Source organism: Aeoliella sp., from assembly GCF_965227375.1.
GTDB lineage: Bacteria > Planctomycetota > Planctomycetia > Pirellulales > Lacipirellulaceae > Aeoliella.
Window position 1 is genome coordinate 3316204 of sequence record NZ_CBDDFX010000002.1, and the last position, 17321, is coordinate 3333524.

At 58.6% G+C, this 17321-nt stretch carries 9 protein-coding genes; all 9 read left to right on the plus strand.

Annotation, left to right across the window (positions count from 1 at the left end):
* The first annotated feature begins 96 nt into the window (after positions 1-96).
* The 9 genes from ACQK2L_RS26180 (at position 97) to ACQK2L_RS26220 (ending at position 17182) form a co-directional block, all read left to right on the plus strand.
* Positions 97-5382 carry an autotransporter-associated beta strand repeat-containing protein gene (locus tag ACQK2L_RS26180; RefSeq protein ID WP_425400000.1) on the plus strand — a complete coding sequence of 1762 codons (5286 nt, stop codon included), beginning with the start codon at positions 97-99 and terminating at the stop codon, positions 5380-5382.
* A 41-nt stretch (positions 5383-5423) separates the two neighbouring features.
* Complete coding sequence (locus ACQK2L_RS26185) at positions 5424-6815, plus strand: oligogalacturonate lyase family protein (RefSeq protein WP_425400001.1); 1392 nt, start codon at positions 5424-5426, stop codon at positions 6813-6815.
* A gap of 199 nt (positions 6816-7014) precedes the next feature.
* Positions 7015-7945 (plus strand): IS630 family transposase gene (locus tag ACQK2L_RS26190; RefSeq protein ID WP_425398043.1). Its coding sequence is split into 2 segments (ribosomal slippage): positions 7015-7344 and positions 7346-7945, totalling 930 coding nucleotides; the frame shifts between segments, so codons are not numbered across the junction.
* A gap of 157 nt (positions 7946-8102) precedes the next feature.
* A complete protein-coding gene (locus ACQK2L_RS26195; RefSeq protein WP_425400002.1) occupies positions 8103-9053 on the plus strand; it encodes a D-2-hydroxyacid dehydrogenase in 951 nt (316 codons plus the stop codon).
* A 505-nt stretch (positions 9054-9558) separates the two neighbouring features.
* Positions 9559-10539 (plus strand): DUF1559 domain-containing protein, encoded by a 981-nt coding sequence (locus ACQK2L_RS26200; protein ID WP_425400003.1) that lies wholly within the window; start codon positions 9559-9561, stop codon positions 10537-10539.
* A 64-nt stretch (positions 10540-10603) separates the two neighbouring features.
* Complete coding sequence (locus ACQK2L_RS26205) at positions 10604-11011, plus strand: hypothetical protein (RefSeq protein WP_425400004.1); 408 nt, start codon at positions 10604-10606, stop codon at positions 11009-11011.
* 127 nt (positions 11012-11138) lie between these two features.
* The gene (locus ACQK2L_RS26210) at positions 11139-14771 is read left to right on the plus strand and encodes a hypothetical protein (protein ID WP_425400005.1); all 3633 of its coding nucleotides are present in this window, start codon (positions 11139-11141) and stop codon (positions 14769-14771) included.
* A 126-nt stretch (positions 14772-14897) separates the two neighbouring features.
* Positions 14898-16190, plus strand: coding sequence for a Gfo/Idh/MocA family protein (locus tag ACQK2L_RS26215; protein WP_425400006.1), 1293 nt, complete (start codon positions 14898-14900; stop codon positions 16188-16190).
* Positions 16191-16234: 44 nt separating this feature from the next.
* Positions 16235-17182: a sugar phosphate isomerase/epimerase family protein gene (locus tag ACQK2L_RS26220; RefSeq protein WP_425400007.1), complete on the plus strand. Its 948-nt coding sequence runs from the start codon at positions 16235-16237 to the stop codon at positions 17180-17182.
* The last annotated feature ends 139 nt before the right edge of the window (positions 17183-17321 follow it).

The following is a 17321-nucleotide window of genomic DNA, read 5'->3' on the forward strand; positions in this document are numbered from 1 at the left end:
TGCATACGCATCGAACCCACCTGCTCTAGAACTGGCATACCAGCCGCATTGGCGGTTACTCTCACTGATAGTTCAACCAATGGCGAGATTTCAGTCTTGCACTCAACACAGCTACCTTTGGAGTACCAGGTGGGACAACGGGACGGGCAAGAGTCGGCGGCGGTGCGGTCTGTGTTTTTATCCACATTGGCTCTGGTCCTGATTGGTTCCACCTCCCTCGCACAGTTGCGGGCGTTTCCTGAGGCGGAGGGATTTGGCGCCTACGCCACCGGAGGACGTGGCGGGGCCGTCTACCACGTTACAAATCTGAATGACTCTGGCGCAGGCAGCTTCCGCGACGCTGTGAGCAGCGGCAACCGCATCGTCGTGTTCGACGTCGGCGGATGGATCGAACTTCAGTCGCCGGTGAGTGTGCAGGACAACATTACCATTGCTGGTCAAACGGCTCCCGGCGATGGCATCGGCCTGAAGAACTACGGTGTGAGCTTTTCCAACGCCGAGAACGTGATCGCCCGCCACCTGCGCGTTCGCCAGGGTCCCTACCACGACTCGGTCGGTCGGGACGCAGTTGGCGCTACCAACGCCAGCAACATCATCTTCGATCATATGTCCGTGTCCTGGGGACGAGATGAAAATTTCAGCATCACCAACAGTGCGAATATCACGATCCAGAATTCAATCGTCGCCGAAGGACTTCTTAACCACTCCATGGGCGGGCTCATTGAGTGGAACGACGGCATCAGCATTCATCACAGCTTGTACGTCAGCAATAACGACCGGAACCCGAAGACCAAAGGGGTTCTGGACTTCGTCAACAACGTGGTCTTCAACTGGGGAGAGTTTTCCTACGTCGCCGGCGATTCGGCCGGTCAGAGCTATGGCAATGTGGTCAACAACTACTTCGTAGCCGGCCCCAGCAGCAGCGAATTGCACGACCCAATTTCGCGTGGCAACCGCAATTACAGCATGTTTCTCGACGGAAACTACTACGACGGAAACCTGAACGACCAGCACGACGGCCAGATGTTCACCGCCGCCGACGTCGATGATGAGCTGACTTACGTTTCACAGCGATTCGACTACCCGTCGATCACTACGGACTCAGCGACGCGGGCGTACGAAAAAGTGTTGAACAAAGTGGGGGCGTCGCTCTCACGCGACTCGGTCGACACTCGGCTGGTCAACGGAGTGATCAATCGCAGCGGAACACTGATCAGCGACCCAAGCTCCGCAGGCGGCTGGGGAGACCTCGCCGGCGGCGCAGCGCCACTCGACTCCGACCAGGACGGCATGCCCGACTTCTGGGAAACTGCACAAGGCCTCAATCCATTTGACAACAGCGATCGCAACAACATTGGTATCTTCGGCTACACACGCATCGAAGAATATCTGAACGAACTCGGCGGCGCACACACGGCGAAAACTTGGAACGAAGCGGCAAGCACCTGGCACGCCGGATCCCAATGGGGCCCAACGGGCTTGCCAACGGACGACGACAATGTGTTTATTCAAGGCAGTGGCGGAACTCCCGGTGCGGTGAGTGTCGATCAGCCTGGCGCCGCCGCGTGGGACATACGTATCGGTGGCGACGGCCCCGCAGCGCTCGCGGTGAATTCAGGCGGTGACCTGCGGGTTGTTAATACACTTACGGTTGGCGAAGCAGGAGTCGGCTCGCTCGTCGTTGATGGTGGCGTTGCCACGGCGAAGAACCTCGTCATTGGCTCGTTCGCATTCGGTGGCAGCGTAACCGTGCGGGGTGGCGGCGTGCTAAGTTCGTCATTCGTCACGACCGACGGAGTCGGCGGCGGCGTGACACTCGAAGGAGGAACACTTGCAGCTGCGGGGGACCTGCTGGTCAGTGCGCCAGTAAACCTGGCTGGCAGCGGTTCTTTCGACACCGCAGGACACAGCGCAACCATTAATTCAGTGGTCTCCGGCGGCGAGTTGATCAAGAAGGGCGAAGGCGTTCTGACTCTGACCAACACCAACACCTACAGCGGCGGAACCACGTTAACCGATGGCGCTCTGGCGATTTCGAGTAGCGCGAACATCGGCGGTGCTGGCTCAGAGGTCAAGTTTGCCGGCGGCACCCTACGCGCAACAGGTACCGACATTTCCAACCTCAACTCTCACTCGGTTAACTGGAACAGCTTCGACGGTGGTATCGACGTCGACAACGCCGGCCACACGTTCACTATCAGCCAAGCCTTGGATGGCGGCGGCACTTTCACCAAACGCGGTGCTGGTACGCTCTTGCTAACGGCCAATAACAACCATGGCGGCACCATGGTCGCAGACGGTGTACTGAGTGTAGTTGACGATGGTCCCCTTGGTGCTCCGGCAGCGCCGCTCGGCCTGGCGGGGGGCACGCTTCGCTTCACCACCGCTAGTTCAACCACCGTTGATCGTATCACCACGCTCACTGCCCCCAGCACGATCGACGTGCAGCAGGCATCCGGCGCTATCACGATGTCTCAGGTGATCAGTGGAACCGGCTCTCTGACCAAGGCGGGATCGGGCACGCTCATCCTCGGTGCTGCTAACACCTACACGGGCAATACGACGATTAGTACTGGCGCGCTTCGCATAACCAATCCACTTGCATTACAGAGCACCACCGTACACATCGCCGGTGGTTCACTCGATCTGAACGGCTTGGCGGCATCGGTTGGCGGCCTCTCGGGAAGCGGCACTGTCGACCTGCAAGGCACTGTTCTGACTCTCGGCGGCGCTAACGACGACTCGACCTTCTCCGGCAACATCGTCAGTTCCAGCGGAGTCGCTTCGGTTGAAAAAGTCGGCGCCGGCATAATCAATCTTACCGGCGACAACACCTACGCAGGTGGAACCGTATTGCGAGACGGCGAGTTGGGCATTACCACCGGGACGAATATTGGTGGCGCCTCCAGCGCAATCACATTCGATGGCGGCTTGCTAAGAATCAATGGAACGAGCCTCTCGTCGCTGAACAGCCACTCCGTCAACTGGTCAAGCTTCAACGGCGGTCTCAACATTGCATCTGCCAATCACATCTTTACGATAAGTCAGGCGATCAGTGGGAGCGGAGCGCTCATCAAGCGAGGCGACGGAGTGCTTGCACTCACTAGCACGAGCAATGCATACACCGGCGGTACTCGGCTCGAAGGAGGCAAGCTGGAGGTATCGTCGCTGAGCAACCTGGGGGGAGCCAACTCAGAACTCACGTTCGCCGGCGGCATACTCCGCACTACGGGATCTAGTATCACCTCTTTGTCTTCCAATAGTGTTAACTGGTCCAGCTTCGACGGTGGATTCGATATCTCTTCATCCGGTTCGACACTCACGCTCAGCGATACGATCAGTGGCGCTGGGTCTCTTACGAAACTCGGCTCCGGCACATTGCGAATGACCGTCGCCAACACGTATACCGGCGACACGCGATTGGACGCTGGCACGCTCGACGTGCGACACCAGGATGCTTTGTCTAGCACCAACCTTGTTCCTGGCGGAGGCTCGCTCACCATAGGGCTGACGAACTTCCTTAACATTGGTGGACTCAAAGGGTCGGGATCACTTTCACTGGGCGGATTTCCGGTGAACGTTGGTGGAAACAATCAAGACACAACCTACTCGGGAGCGCTAAGTTCGACGCAGGCCCAAGGGCAGTTCAACAAAGTGGGCGCAGGAGTGCTCACGGTTACTGGCAACAGCTCCTACTCGCGGCCGATCGTCATTCAGGATGGTGCCATCGCCGTTCCTAGCCTGGCATCAGCGGGCTCGAATAGCCCGTTGGGCACCGGATCATCGGCGTCGATGCTCGTGCTCGACGGAGGCAAGTTGGTCTACACTGGAAGCTCTACTGGCTCCACGAACCGACTGTTCACAGTCACCGAGAATGGCGGTGCAATCGAAGGTGCCGGCACCGGTAAGGTCCAGCTCACCTCGACGGGAAGCGTGGTGCAAAGCGGAGCCGGCGATCGCACCCTCACGCTCAGAGGCGTCAACGCCAACTGCGAGTTCAAGTTTCAGCTGGGTGATCCTGCGAGTGGCAAGACTTCGCTCCACAAGGACGAGGGTGGCCGCTGGATTATGAGTGGGGGTTCCAACTCGCTCACGTACTCAGGCGACACGGTGATCGATGCAGGAATCCTCATTCTAAACGGAGGAGTGCGGTTGCCATTCGGCGCTGGTAAGGGCAACTTGATAATTAACGGCGGCCAATTCGAGATGAACGGCCGCGACATGTCAATCAACGGACTCTACGGCGCGGGAAATATCCAAAACCGCACCAGCACCAGAACGCTGACGCTTGGCCACGCTAATGCCGACGGCGACTTTAGCGGTGTGGTCAGCAACACTGGGGGTGGATCAAGCACTCAGTTGCTCAACGTCACAAAGGTAGGCGCCGGTACGCAGGTATTCAGCGGACAAAACACCTATGGCGGGCTATCCGATGTGCAGGAGGGGACGCTCGTCATGGCGGGCCACTTCGCGGCGGGTTACAGTTCGATTCTGGCGAGCAACGGCGTGCTGCGAGTCGATCCCGGTGCCGGCGAGGCTCTGCAGTTGTTCAAGACCGTCGATATTGGCGGTTCGCTCAGTTCACCAACCGGTACCATCGACGTGGCCAGTGGCGGGTTCATTGCATCGAAATCCTCAGGCAACTCACTCGAGGAATTCCTCGCTTGGCAGGAGGCCGGCATTCTCTTGGGCAACGGCAAGGGACTGGTGAGCAGCATGGCACTCTCGAATTCCGAATATGGCCTCGCGGTTTTCGACAATGCCGACCTCGGGCTGATTAGCTTTCATGGCCGCGACGTCACCAACGATTCCCTAATCGTTGCCCCGGCACAAATTGGTGACATCAACCTGGATGGCGATGTGGACTTTGCTGACCTGCATCGTCTCGCACAACACTATGGGGCTTCCGACAGCACCTGGGTGTTTGGCGACTTCAGTTCAGACCAACTGGTAAACGAAACGGACCTTCTCCTGATGGAGCAGCAATACGGCGGCTCGCCAGAGGACTTTGCGGCAGCATGGGCGCTCGCCCAGACTTCAAACCCACTTCCAGGCGACTACAACACTGACGGTTCAGTGAACCTCGCTGACTACGCAACCTGGCGCAACGCGTTAGGGAGCCCTACCGGCACGCTGGCCAACGACCCGAACGGGAGCGAGACGATTGGCGCCGCTCGGTACAACACATGGCGCGATTACTTCGGCATGAGCCTCAGCGGATCCACCGCTAGCTACACCCAACCCGTGCCAGAACCATCCGCGGCATGGTTGCTGGCTGGAGCCGCCATGCTTATGGTGAGCAGAATACAGCCCTTCAAGAGGCGATCGAAACGTTCGTATCGTCGGTCGGCGGCCCTGGCAAGTCCATTGCCAATCTGTTGAGGTCTTCGGAGTCGAACATCGTTCAAACAACAGGAAATCCCATGCCGACTGTTAGACGCTTGCTGATTTCTCTACTCTTCTTCGCAGTGATGTTGAACACATCACCGTTCGCAGCGGCTCAGCCACCGAAGGAGTGGGTCGACCCGGCTACCGGGCATCGCGTCGTGCGACTCTCGGAAGAACCTGGCAGTCGCAGTCTGTACTTCCATCAGTATCCGTTTTCGCAAGACGGCAAGAAGATGGTATTCACCACGCCGCGCGGCCTTGCTGCGGTCGACCTAACGACTCGCAAGGTGGAAACAGTGCATGAAGGCGCCGGGCGGGTCTTGGTAACCGGCCGCAAGACGGGAGACATCTACTACATTCTGGACGGTGCGGTACACGCAGTCGATTTCGATACCCACGAGTCGCGTTTGGTAGCGGAGCTTCCACAAGAGCATCGCTGGCCGTTTGGCGCGGAAGGCAAGGAGATACCACTGCGATCCCGGATGGACTCCATCCGCATGGACGAAGCGAGGCGCAGAAACCGGGGCTGGGGGAACATTACGGTTAACTGCGACGAAACACTCATTGTCGGTGTTGGGCATGATCCAGATGGCTCTGCCCAACCCAAAGAAGTTCCCGCCGGGCAGAGCATCGGAGGGCGACTGGCTCCTCGTTGGAAGTCCGGCATGCCGATGCTGATGTTTACGATCGATATCGAAACCGGTCAGAAAAAGGTGATTCATCGCAGCAACGACTGGCTGAATCACCTGCAATGCTCGCCAACCGATCCCGATCAGATCCTATTCTGTCACGAAGGACCCTGGCACTACGTGGACCGCACTTGGCTGATTCGATCCGATGGCAGTCAGCTCACTCAAGTACATCAGCGGACGATGGATTTCGAGATCGCCGGACATGAGTTCTTCAGCCAAGACGGCAAGCAAGTGCTATACGACCTGCAAACCCCACGTAGTCTGGTGTTCTGGTTGGCAAGCTACGACATCGAGACTGGCAAGCGGCACTGGTATCTCCACAAGCGTCAAGAATGGTCGGTGCACTACAACGTCTCCCCGGATGGCACGTTATTCTCAGGCGATGGCGGCGGACCTAGTAGCGTAGCTGCCCAAGCACCCGGCTATGGCCAACTTGACGAGCCTGGCAACGGCACCTGGATGTACCTATTCCGCCCCAGCCTGGTCAAGCGCACCGGCCTGCCGGAACAAGCCGCCAAGCAAATCAAGGCTGGCGTGCTGCTTTCCGAGCGTCTAGTCGACCTCTCCAACCATGACTACGATCTGGAACCCAACGGCATCTTCACGCCAGACGGCAACTGGCTGGTGTTCCGCTCCAACATGCACGGCAAGTCGCATGTCTACATGGTAGAGTTGGAGAAGGCAATCCACGCGCTCGAAAGACCTGACAACCGCACGGGCGCAGACGCCAGATAGGCTGTGTTTCTGAAACAAACCAGCTATGTCGAAGTGTAGCGGTCTTTATTCCCAACGATGCTGCTTGTCGCTCGTTCCCTCGGACGGGTGCGATCTAGATCGCATTTGATTCTGGTACTCTGCTAGAGCGCATTTCCGATTGCCATTCTGCTAGCTTGGCGTGATGGGTTAGGCTTCTTTCTTTTGAAAGGAGTTTCCCATGAACGGGCGTGCGTATTCGATCGATCTTCGCGTACGGGTGTTGATGGACCTTGATGAGGGGATGAGCAAGGCCGCGATCGCTCGCAAGCACCGTGTCTCGACGCGGTGGATTTACAAGCTGCAGAAGCAGCGGGAAGAGAGCGGCGACATCGCCCCGCGGCGGGGTAAGACCGGCCCCAAGCGGAAGCTGGCCGGGCACGCCGATCGGCTGCTCGAATTGGTGGAGGAGCAGCCTGACGCATCCCTCAACGAACTCCGCGAACGACTGGATGTGGTTGTCGGGGTCACCACCGTGTGGAGGGCTCTGAAGACGCTCGGCGTGACGTTCAAAAAAGGTGGTGCACGCGGCTGAGCAGGACCGGCCGGACGTGGCCCTCAAGCGGACCGCCTGGCGGTTCTGGCAGGCCCACCTGCGGCCGCACCACTTGGTGTTCATCGACGAGACCGGCGCGAACACCAAGATGACGCGCACCGGCGGCCGGGCCTACCGAGGCTGCCGCGTGGTGGCCAAGGTCCCTCACGGCCACTGGAAAACCACTACCTTCGTCGGCGCGCTGAGGGCGACCGGCATGACCGCGCCGCTGGATGGCCCGATGAACGGCGACCTGTTCCTGGCCTATGTGCAGCAGCACCTGGTGCCGACCCTGCGTCCAGGCGACACGGTCATCATGGACAACCTCTCCAGCCACAAGCGGGCCGGTGTCCGCGAAGCGATCGAAGCGGTCGGCGCAAGACTCGAGTACCTGCCGCCCTATAGCCCCGATCTCAACCCGATCGAGCTGGCGTTCGCAAAGCTGAAGGCCAAGCTACGCAAGGCGGCTGCACGCACCATCGACCAGCTAGAGCAAGCCATCGCCGAGGCGATCGACCGCTTCCCCACAAACGAATGCCTCGCCTACTTTAGGCACTGTGGGTACTCGGATCGGTAATGTGGAATATGCTCTAGTGCGACCGCATTTTCCCACTGTTGTGTAAGAAGCACAGACCGGCAGACCGTTGCCCGATGCAACGGATAGCTGTTACCTTTGTAGCGGCGTAGCTAATGAGAATCTGGTGATTGGCGGACCCGAATTTCGAAGGAAGGCAATGCAAAAAGTAATCGTTGCGGTGGACGGATTTTCTGATCAGCACATGCAAGCCATCGACACGGCCGTTCGAGATTGGGCGACCTGCGTTCGCATCGAACAGGCCGGCAGCGAGGACGAACTCCGACAATCGCTACAGGATGCCACCGCCATCGTCGGCTGGCCCAAGCCACAATTGGTTGCCGAGTCGCCGGTGCAACTGCTCCAGCTCGCCAGTGTCGGTTACGAGGACTATCTACAACTTGGACTTAGCGAAAAGCCGGGGTTTCAAGCCTGCAATCTTGGTCGTGTGCCCTCGATTCCTGTCGCGGAGCAAGTCATCGCCATGATGTTCGCCCTGGCCCGCGGTTTGCATCAACACGCCCTGGACAAGCAAGACAAACGCTGGCTTCGGCTACAGCGATATCCGGAAATTACTGGTAGCACCGTGTGCATCATTGGTGTAGGCGGAATCGGCACCGAAGTGGCAAGGCGGTGCAAAGCACTCGGTATGGAGGTGCTGGGAGTTGGACGCCACCCCGAGCACATGCCGAGTGAGTTGCTAACGCGCGCCTACGCCTGGAATGACATGGCCACAGCGCTCTCAATCGCCGACCACGTGGTGCTTTGCTTCCCAGCCACCAGCGAGAACGCGAACATGTTCAACGCGGGGCTGTTTGGCTCGTTCAAGAAGGGAGCCATCCTGTACAACGTCGGCCGTGGCAGCGTGGTGCATGAAGCCGACCTGGTGGCAGCGCTGCACTCGGGGCAACTGGGCGGGGCGGGCCTCGACGTGTTTCAACAAGAGCCCCTCCCGCCAGAGCATCCCTTGTGGGAAATGGAGAACGTGATCATCACGCCGCACTCCGCGGGTCGTTCCGTCAAAGAGTACGACCGCATCTGCCAGCTGTTTGTCGACAACCTGGAGCGTTTTCACACCCGCCAACCACTGCTCAACAGGATCTCGTTGTAGCAGTCCGAATTGTGTCTCCGGCCAACTCGCCAGAGACCTCGTTTTCAGCCATTTTTTGTCCCCGACTTGGAGAGCCGTCTCAGTGTGCGCATAAACGCAGCTGCTGGTCGAAAAATAGTTTTCTCTTAAGGGAATTTTTTGCATTGCTTTCAGCAATTATATGTTCTAGCCTGTGAAACTGTGATGTTTCACCTACCTGCGTTTCCGGTTCTTACATCCATTACATGGATGACGGGCACAGGAGCAAAGACAGTCGACGTGGCGGAGCGGCTCTTTTTGGACAAACAGATCAGGACCCGGCGGCTAAGTGGCACCCCCCTGATCTGACCATCACTTTTTGCGTTTCAAGAACGTCGAAAGTGATAAGCGACTTGGCCAACTGGGCGTCCTCCGCCTCTCGAGCGCAGGAAGAGCTTGCACGGTGGACAACACCGTGCCGTTCGATCGTGTTTCGACACGAAGAGTACTCTACCAAGTCCACAAACACAGGATGGAGGGGTCTCGCATGAACCACGCCCTGCTTCGCAATCAGCGTGCTTTTACACTAGTCGAGTTGCTCGTTGTGATTGCGATCATCGCCATTCTGGTAGCGCTATTGCTGCCCGCAGTGCAATCCGCCCGCGAGTCGGCCAGGCGGACGCAGTGCTTGAACCAGGTGAAGCAAATCGCCTTGGCGTTGCACATGCATCACGACGCTCATGAAGAGCTCCCTCCGGGCGGAACGTCACTCAACAACCTGTCATTCACTTGCTACATCCTTCCCTACCTGGAAGAAAACGCAATGTATGACCAGATGCGCGAGCTGGGAACCTTTGAGGAAGGCGAAACGCGAGGTGGCACCAACAACGAAGGAACCCACAAGGGCAACTGGTTCGCCTTGAACCGTATGGAGAAGCTGCTGTGCCCCACAGCGCGCAACCACGAGGACGAAACTTCGCACAAACCTTCGTTCACACTAGGCGACGGCCGTCCCCTGTACGTGCAGCACTACTTCGGAATCGCCGGGCCACTCGGTCCGAATCCCGCCGCCAGCGGCGAGGACTATCCGAGCATGTTTGAGGGCGTGCTCAACTACGGAGGCTTCGCGCTCGACGGCGTGTTGGGGCTCAACCGGCCTACTTCGTTCCGGCAGATCACCGACGGGGCGTCCAACACCTTGATGCTTGGCGAACTGCACACCGGCTCGAACAACGGATGGACCACCGGCGCATTGATCAGCGGAACGCTCGACCCCATCGAGAACAAACGGCACAAGAGCGGCTACACGCGTGCTTATGGGGCGATGAAGAACATTCGCGTCGCCATCAATACTCCTTACGTCGACGTCGACTTGGACAACGAGATGGCGTTTAGCAGCCTGCACCCCGGCGGCGCGCACTTTTCGATGACCGATGGCAGCGTCCACTACTTCAACGAGGACATTGACCTGATTCTCTACAAGTCCCTCGCCAGTCGCTCCGGAGGCGAGACAGTCAGCATTCCATAGCCAATCCCGCACGGTCGATAGCGACTAAGCCCATTTTTCCACAACTCCAGGAAGTAAAAGTCTAATGCTTCGATACGTCTTGCTTTTCTTCTTGTTGTTCACCGTCTGCGGATGTCAAAAGTCCGACGATCCGCGGGTGCACCTCTCTGGCCAGGTCACCTGGAACGGCAATCCAATCCCCGCTGGCCACGTATTGCTCAGTCCCGATGCCGCCAAAGGCAACTCGGGCGCACAAGGCATGGCGGCCATTCGCGATGGACACTACGACACCAGCGCCACCGGAGGCCGACCAGCCATGCCCGGCTCGGTGACGGTCACGATTCACGCCTTCGACGGCAAAAGCTCCTCGAACGACAGCCCCAATGGCACCCGGCTGTTCATGCCTTACGACATGGACATTGAGGTACCCAGCGGGTCGGGCGAGTTCGACCTGTCGATTCCCGACGATGTCGAACCCGTGCCCAAGGAGTAGCGAAGAGCCAAACCTTTAACGATTGAAGAATCAACTACTTGCGGCGATGCGTTCGGATGAGAGATGAGTTGTCATTGCTAAGTCAGAAACTAGATGTGTCTGTCACACCAACTGGTAAGTGAGGCTAATGATGAACTGTCGACGTGGATTCCTGCTACTTATCGGCATCCTATTCCTGGCGGTACGTTCCGACGCGGTGACGATCACCAATGTCACCACCACCCAACTGCTCTTTTCCGACGACTTTGAGAGCGCCCCAGGAGTTAGCAACGCTGCTTACCTGGACACCTCGGGCGACTACGACCCCGTGCCGTCGGTGGGCACTTGGTTTCTCGATGAGAACGACGGAACCGCGGAGTTTGATATCCAGGTAACCAACGTCGCGTCGAATGGGGTCGATCCAGGTCCCATTCAAGGTGCAAATTACCTGCGAATGGATCGATCCATGGGCGAAGGACCTGTGCGCGCCGAGGCGGAGTTCGACTCGCAAACCACCGTGGGCAACGTGATTCGCGTGGAAACCATGTTCGCCACGCCTGAAGCCCCCGACAATCGCGGCAACTTCGAGTTCCATGCACCCGATGGCACGCAGGTGTTTCGGTTCACGATCGACGGAGAGGACGAATACCTACAGAACATCGGCGCGGGCAGCGAAGTAGTCGCCAACTTTACCTCAGGTGCATGGAACCACCTGGTAGTGGACTACGAGATCGGCAGCGATGTGTACAGCATCACGCTAAACGGAAAGACTTACGCCGACATCCCTGCTGCGAATCCCACCGACGGCGCCGGGTGGGTCCGGTTCAGTGCTTCAGCGCGCACGGAAACCGAACTGTCTCCGCTCTACGTTGACGCCGTTCCGGCACTGCCTGAGGTGACGATTGACCGCATCAGCGGGAACATCTCGCTGGCCAGCACGTCGGGCGAAGACGTGACGATCGTTGGCTACAGCCTGCTCTCGCGCACCGGCACGCTCGACCGGGCAGCGTGGACTTCGATCGCCGAGAACTACGACGTCGATAGCGGCAATCCACTCGATGACAACGATGAATGGGTGGAACTGGGAGAGCCAGACGACTACTACGACATGAGCGAGATGGAGGTCGGCCAGGTCGGCGATGGCCTGACCCTGGCGAGCGGCGGTGCGTCCATCGACTTGGGCGATGCCTGGCTTGCGCACCCATCTGAAGATGTAGAAATGGAGTTGCTGCTGGATAGTGGTGCGGTCGTGATGGCCAAAGTCACCTTCACCGGCGGCAGCGGCGCCTATCCGTTTGGAGACCTCGACTTCGACTACGACGTGGACACCGACGATTTCGAGTTGCAGTTCCTACCGAACTATCTGGTCGATACCAGCACCGACCCCGGTTATTTACAGTATCGACGAGGAGACCTCAATCAGGATGGCATCGTCGATGCACTCGACTTCTTGATCTTGAACGAAGTCTATCTGGAGCAAAATCCTGGCGCGGCAGCGCTATCGCTGAATGGATCGGCTGTTCCAGAGGGCAACAGCCTTGCAATGCTGCTGCTGGCAGGAATTGGCTGCGTGGTCGTTTCGCTGCGGAATCGCTTCCGACTGCGTCCGGTAGTAGCCGTGGCGGCCGTAGTGGCGACAACCATCGCGGTCGCTTCCAGTGCACACGCAACGCTAGTCCGAAATCTCGACACCGACGAGCTGCTGTTCTTCGACGACTACGAAAACGCCCCCAACGGCTACAGCACCATGGGCTACGTCGACAATGCTGGCGACTACGACCCGAGCGCTACGGTTGGAACCTGGGACATCGACGAGAACGGCGACAACGTGCCCTACGACATCCAGGTCACAGAGTTCGTAGATGGCATCGGAGTAATCGAAGGCAGCCGTTCCTTGCGAATCACTCGCGACCCGGACGCTTCTCCCGTGCGGGCTATCTTCGACTTCGACGATCAAACGACGGCCGGTGAGGTCATCCGGTTTGAGACCATGTTTGCCACAGGCCCCGACTCTTCGAATCGTGGCAACTTTGAAGCCTTCGATTCCTCGGGGAGTCTGCTGATCCGACTGACGCTGGATGGGGCAGACGACCACTTTCAGAACTACACTGGCAGTTTTCAGACGATCGCATCGTACACCGACGGCGAGTGGCACCACTTTGTTGTGGACTACGAAATCGGCAGTTCGGTATACAGCTTGACGGTCGATGGAATGTTGTATGACGACATTCCCGTCAATGCGGTGGGCACGAACTTGAGCCACGCGCGATTTGGCACCGGACGGGAAAACTACATCTATCTCGATGCGGTGCCGATCCCCGAGCCGCAAGCGATTGGCATCCTGACCGTCTTGCTCGCCGGAGCGTTTCTGGTTGTGCCCTCGCTGCGAAACCGCATCCGACTCCACCCGGCGGTCGTCGCGATAGCCACTTTGGCGACTGCGCTGCTCACCGCCTCCAGTGCGCAAGCGCTCAAGGTCGAGAACCTGAATACGGACACCCTGTTGTTCTACGATGATTTCGAAAGTGCTCCCAACGGCTCTAGCACCGCCGCCTACCCCGACACCAGTGGCGACTACAACCCGGTGGCCTCGGTGGGAACCTGGGACATTGACGAGAACGGCGGAGCCGAATCCAACGACATCCAGGTGACTGAATTCGTCGAAGGCATTGGGGTCTTCGAAGGAAACCGTTCATTGCGCATCACCCGCGCCTCCGGCGCGTCGCCGGTGCGTGCGATTCTCGATTTCGACGACCAATCAACGGCCAACGACGTCGTTCGATTCGAGACCATGTTTGCCACCGGCCCCAACTCCCCAGGCCGTGGCAATTTTGAGGTCTTCGATTCCACTGGAAGCCAGCTCATCCGCATCACGCTAGATGGGGCCGACAACCACTTCCAAAACTACACTGGCAGTTTCGAGACGATCACGTCGTATACCGACGGCGAGTGGCACCACCTGATCGTGGACTACGCCATCGGCAGCTCGGAGTACAGCATGACGGTCGATGGAAACACATTTGGGGGAATACCGGTGAATGCGATTGGCAACGACGTGAGCCTGGCGCGGTTCGGAACCGGCAGCGACAACTACATTTATCTCGATCGCGCGTACAGCAACGAGTTGACGCTCCAGGTGGACCGCGGCACTGGTGAGATCACGCTGATCAACAACAGCGGCATGAGCCACCAGATCGATCTGTATCGCATCACCAGCGAACTGGGTTCGCTGACTCCGAACGGATGGGACAGCCTGCAGGACAAGGAATACGACAGCACACCCGGCGATCCAAAGTGGAGCGAGTTGGGCGGACAGAGCATCGAAATCTCCGAAGGGGCTTTCGGTGAGAGCACACTGCTGCCCGACAACATGCCGATCAGCTTGGGAAACATTTACAACTTCGGTCTCGACGCAATGGACCTGCAGTTCGACATCCACTTTGCAGGAACCCCGGCCAACCTGCTGTACTCGGCCCAGCCGGTTTACATCGGCACGCCGCCGGATAACCTCCTCGGCGACTTCAACGCCGATGGCATGGTGAACCTGGCCGACTACACGGTTTGGCGTAACAACCTGGGCGCTACGACCGAGGACGCATTGAACGGCGCTGGCTCCGGCGACGGAGTGGTGGATGCCAACGACTACGCCCTGTGGAGGGAGCACTTCGGCGAAACATCGGTTGCCATATTGGCACAGGCATCGGTCCCTGAACCAGGCACCGTGGTCCTGCTCAGTTGCCTGATCGGGTGCCTGTTGCCCCTGCGGCGGCAAATGCGATGATACGCAAAGAGGGGCCGGCGGCGAACATCGCATGGCGCTGCCGTCCGGGGGAGAGCGGGCAGCACCCCCGGGTGGCGCGCCATGGTGTACGCCGATAACTCGCCGTGAAACTCAGAAAGAGAGCACATGAACCGCCGCAATTTCCTACTGTCGTCGGCTTCGGCCATGGCATTGCCGAGCCTTGGTAGTTTCGCTCTGGCGGAGGAGGCGTCGAAACCTCGCCACAAAGTCGAGCGGCTTGGCATTGGCGTTATCGGACTCCGTTATCAGGGATCCGTGGTCGCTCGCAAGGCCGAGCAGCACGGAGATATTGTCGGCGTTTGCGACGTGGACGATCACGTTCGCGACCAAGGTCAATCGTCGTTTGGCGAGCGCCCGGCAAAGTACGAAGACTATCGCAAGATGCTCGAGCGTCCCGAAGTCGACGTGGTGATCATCGCCACGCCCGATCATTGGCACGCGAAGATGTTGATCGACGCTTGTCGCGCCGGCAAGGAAGTCTACGTCGAAAAGCCGCTTACCCTGACGATCGACGAGGGCAAGATCATCCGCAAAGTGATGCAGGACACCGGCCGCGTGGTGCAGGTGGGTTCCTGGCAGCGGAACGACGAGCGTTGCCGGTTGGCGGTCGAGATGGTTCGAGCCGGGCGAATCGGAAAACTCGAGCGTGTGGAAGTGGCGCTGGCCAAGAACAAGGTGGGGGGCCCCTTCCCCGAGTTCCCCGTGCCACACAACCTGAACTGGGAACTATGGCAAGGCCAAACGCCCGATACGCCCTACATCGAACAGCGCGGTCACTTCAATTTCCGCTGGTGGTTCGAGTACGCAGGCGGGAAGATGACCGACTGGGGTGCACATCATGTGGACATCGCCGAGTGGGCCATCGACTCCTACCCCGTGGAAGTTAATGGCGAAGCCAACATGCCCGAGGTGAGCAAGAACAGTTACAACGTCCCCATCGACTTCAACGCCTGTTATCGCTACGCCAATGGCGTGGAGATGACCGTCACCGACACCGGTCGGCGGGGCGTGATGTTCATCGGCTCCGAGGGTCGGATCTTCGCCAATCGGGCGGTAGTGGCCGGCAAGGCGGTGGATCAACTGGCTGACCAGCCCTTCGGACGCGAGAACTACGCACTGTACGACTTCGACAACTTCGACCGCCCTCCGCGCGAAGGCAAGATGGAGTCGATTATTAATCACGTTGGCAACTTCTTCGACTGCGTGAAAGCTGGCAAGACACCCATCTCGGACGTGGAGAGCCAACACCGCAGCGCGACCACCTGCCACCTGGCGAACATCAGCATGCGACTGGGGCGACCCCTTAAGTGGGATCCGGATGCAGAGCTGTTTGTGGATGACAATCAAGCGAACGAGATGCTCCAACGCCCCCAACGACGTGGTTACGAGGTCTTCTGACCGAGGCCCCTTAAGCGGAGCGACACGCAGTGGAAACTAAACTAATGAACCAACCTATCCAACACGAAATCGACCGTCGGGGATTCCTGGCAGCGATGGGAGTGGCCGCGGCCGGCCAGGGGCTGTCGCCAGCGGGCTTCGCCAAGGAGCCGGCCGATGGCGATGCGTTCGAGCTGAGGTACATGCTCGCGTCGTGCATGTATGGATTTGCCGACTTGTCGGACGTGCTGGTCGAAGTCCCCAAAGTGGGAAGCAAGGCAATCGACCTGTGGCCGAAGAAGCATGGCAATCAGCGTGAGCAACTCGACGAGATGGGCGAAGAACGCTTCGCAGAACTGCTCGCAGAGCACGAGGTCACGTTGGGATGCCTAACGCGATACCACGCCGATCCGGAGATCTTGCAGGGCGAAATGCGTCTGGCGCAGCGCCTAAAATGCCCGCTCGTCGTGAGTGCCGCTAAGGGACTTCCCGACATCGACGACAAGAGTATCAAAGGATACCTGCAACATTTTTTCGACGAGTGGAAACCGCAGATTGCTGTGGCCGAGGAATGTGGCGTAACGCTCGCTCTGGAGAACCACGGCGGCAATCCCATCGATTCTCCCGACTCGCTGCGGTGGTTTGTCGAACTTCGCCCCAGCAAACACATCGCCCTGGCGCTTTCGCCTTACTACCTCGAACAGGATGGAGAGCAAATCGCCCAAATCGTTCGCGATACCGGCGAGGGAATCGCTCTGTTCTACGCTTGGCAGCATGGGTTGGGCTCGAAGCAAAAGCGGCCGCTCGAGGAAGAACTGCTCCAGATGCCAGGCCGAGGACCGCTCGACTTTGGTCCGATTGTCGAAGCATTGCGCGACATCAACTATCGCGGATGGACCGAGATCTTCATGCATCCCTACCCACGCGGCAGGCCCATCCTGCCAACCATCGACCAAACTACAGCCGAGATCAACCGCTCGCGTTCCTACCTTGCCAAGGGTCTGAAGAACTAGCGACTACGATCGCTGCACTCGACCCAGCCAACACGCCGCGGGCGTCGTTTACGGTGCTCGCCTCGGCATTTCCGGTACCTAATCATTGCTTAGTACAGCAGAATCGACATGATAACAAGAATGCACTTGCCTTGGATCC